Here is a 2811-nt window from a genome sequence, read left to right as displayed (position 1 = left end):
ATCGACACGCTGGCGACCAGCGACGCGCGGTCGGCGTACAAGGCTCTGCTCGAGTTGGCAAGCGAGCACGCCGTCACGCGGCGGGCGGCCGATCGGATTCGGGTACTGACGCCGTTGTCTACCCGTGAGGCGATGGAGAACCGTCTCGACGACGTGCTCGCAGCCCGGGACGCCTGGGCGGCGCTGTCCGAGGACGATCGCGAGGCCGTGCTCGCGGCCTACGACAGGTACGACGAGCGCGAAGGGAGCGAACGGGCTGCCGTGGACGCTGCACTCGCCTTGCTCGAAGCCGGCGTCGATTCCGGCCCGTTCGCCGCGATCGCCGACCTCGAGCGCGAGACGCTCGAGGGGGCTGCAGAGGCCCTCGCAGCGCTCGAGGGGTACGACAGCGATGCCGACCCGAGCCGTCTGCGCGTCCGGGACGGGGCCGATGACGAACTCGACCGCCTGCGGGAGACCCTGGGTGCGGTCGAAGACGTAGACGCAAACGCCCTCGAGGTGATCGAAGAGCTACGTGCCGACGGGGTCCGCGATGTCACGGAGTTTCGGACGGCCTTCGAGGATTACCTGCTGTCGGAGACCGACGTGACGATCGACCGCGTGCGCACGGCGATGCCGACCGACGCCACCGACGCCACCGATTTCGTCGGCGAAACGCTGCGGTCACTCCGGACGGAGCTTACCGCATCGATCGACGAGCGCGAGGAGACCGTCGCCGCCGACTATGACGAGACGCTCACGGCGGCCCGCGAGGCCGTCGATCGAGCCGTCGAGGCCGTCGACGACGTTGCCCTCCAACTCTCGCTTGCACGGTTCGCACTCGAGTACGACTGTTCACGCCCCTCGTTCGTCGATCCCGACGGGGACGGAACCCCTACCGTCTCGGTCGTCAACGCCCGGAACCTCACGCTGGCGGCTCGCGACGACGAGTCCGTCCAGCCCGTCACCTACGCGCTCGGCGAGCACGGTGTGGCGTCGGTACCGGACGAGATCGACATCGATCCCGACCTCGAGCTACCCGGTAGTGAACGCGTCGCCGTTCTCACCGGAGCCAACAGCGGCGGGAAGACGACGCTGCTCGAGACGCTGTGTCAGGTCGTCCTGCTGGCGTCGATGGGACTGCCCGTTCCGGCCGACCAGGCCGAAGTCACGCCCGTCGACTCGCTGGTCTTCCACCGCCGGCACGCGAGTTTCAACGCCGGCGTCCTCGAGTCGACGCTGCGTTCGATCGTGCCGCCGCTGACTTCGGGCGGACGGACGCTGATGCTAGTCGACGAGTTCGAGGCGATCACCGAACCGGGAAGCGCCGCGGACCTGTTGCACGGACTGGTCACCCTGACCGTCGACCGCGATGCGATGGGTGTGTTCGTCACCCACCTCGCGGACGACCTCGAGCCACTGCCGCCGGAAGCCCGCGTCGACGGGATTTTCGCGGAGGGACTCGACCCCGACCTCGAGTTGCGCGTCGACTACCAGCCCCGGTTCGACACGGTGGGTCGGTCGACGCCGGAGTTTATCGTCTCGCGGCTGGTCGCAAACGCCGACGACCGCAGCGAGCGGGCGGGCTTCGAGACGCTGGGCGAAGCGGTCGGCAACGACGTGATCCAGCGAACGCTCGCGGACGCACGCTGGACCGGCGAGAGCGGAACGGACTGACTTGAGCGGCCGAACACGGGTGGTGGCTTCGATCGCGAGCTGTGCTGTCTCGAGGGCTCGAGGGCTCGAGGGCTCAATCTTCGCTCAGTTCGTGCCGTCTCCACCGTCGCGTTCGTCACGGCCCTCACCGTCGTCCTCGTTTTCCGACCCATCGGGGACGAACGGGCCGAAACCAAAATCGGGGGACGGGTCTCGGTCCGTGCCACCACCGCTCCCGGACTCGGAGTCGTCGTTTTGCCCGCCCAACCACCCGTCTCTGGTCGTGCCGACCGGGTCGGTGCCGACACCCCCTGGCTCGCGGTTCGACTCTCGGTCTCGTGGACTCCCGTCGACGTACGTATAGACCGTTCCGTTCCGATCTTCACAGACCCGCGCCTCGAGATACGCCTGGGCTGCCCGCCGCGAGAGCGCACCCATCTCGATCGCGTCAGCGAGAGTCGTCTTCGTCGCCCGGAACCAGATTCGTACGTGGGGGTCGTCCGCTCCGTCTGCGCCGATGATCGCGCCCCGGCCGCTTTCGCGGCCGTCGCCCCACTCGAGCCAGCAGACGCGGTAGGATTCGACCGCGTAGCTCCGTCCCGGATCGACGAGGTACAGTGCCTCGTAGATACATGGGTCGAGGAAGTCCGTGAGGATGCGTTCGCGCGCGATCGAGTCCGCGAGGAGTCCGGCGTCGACTGCGCCGTCCGCGAGCGGCGTCCGGTCGCGGATGTCGTCGCCAAGCGAGAGGTCGTCACCGCCCCAGTGGCTGTATCGCAGGTCGTAGAGGCGATCCGGACGACGGTAGGCGACGAGGGCTCTATGTCCCATCCTTGCCTCCGGACTCGGTGTCGAGATCGAAGTCGAGGTCGGGTTCGGTTCGTCTCGGTCCCCGTCGGTGCCGGCCGCGAGATTTACCAGTCAAGGCGGGCGATCGCTGCCGCAGTCGGGACGCGCCGAAACGATCCACGGGACGATCGACGGCCGTGTCGTCGGTGCGGTCGGGATGCATCGCCGGCTTTGGTCCGATGCCCGTACTTGAACTTGTGGGTGAAAGCGTGCGGACCTCGAAGCGACCGCCGTCGGACGGCGAGCACAACCCCGAAAACCCCCCACCACGTAGATCGTCTCGACATCGAATGGAACCGGATACGGAGTACGACGCCGTCGTCTTCG

General features: G+C 67.8%; 2 protein-coding genes. One reads left to right on the top strand and one right to left on the bottom strand.

What is annotated here, in order from left to right; translation table 11 throughout:
• On the top strand, window positions 1-1656 hold a 1656-nt coding region (locus C446_RS03175), incomplete at its 5' end, for a MutS-related protein (protein ID WP_006671619.1).
• Between the two features lie 84 nt (window positions 1657-1740).
• Here the strand turns inward: C446_RS03175 and C446_RS03170 are convergent.
• Window positions 1741-2466, bottom strand: a complete 726-nt coding sequence (locus C446_RS03170) for a DUF6735 family protein (RefSeq protein ID WP_006671618.1) — start codon at window positions 2464-2466, stop codon at window positions 1741-1743.
• Window positions 2467-2811 lie beyond the last annotated feature (345 nt).

Origin of the sequence: Halobiforma nitratireducens JCM 10879 (assembly GCF_000337895.1) — an archaeon.
In the GTDB taxonomy this organism is placed as follows: Archaea; Halobacteriota; Halobacteria; order Halobacteriales; family Natrialbaceae; genus Natronobacterium; species Natronobacterium nitratireducens.
Note: the sequence above shows the minus strand (reverse complement) of the source record. Positions and strands in the feature narration are given on the sequence as shown.

Bases quoted from the DNA above. Each gene is read 5' to 3' on its own strand.
- C446_RS03170 (WP_006671618.1), bottom strand. From the start codon at position 2,466: ATGGGACATAGAGCCCTCGTCGCCTACCGTCGTCCGGATCGCCTCTAC.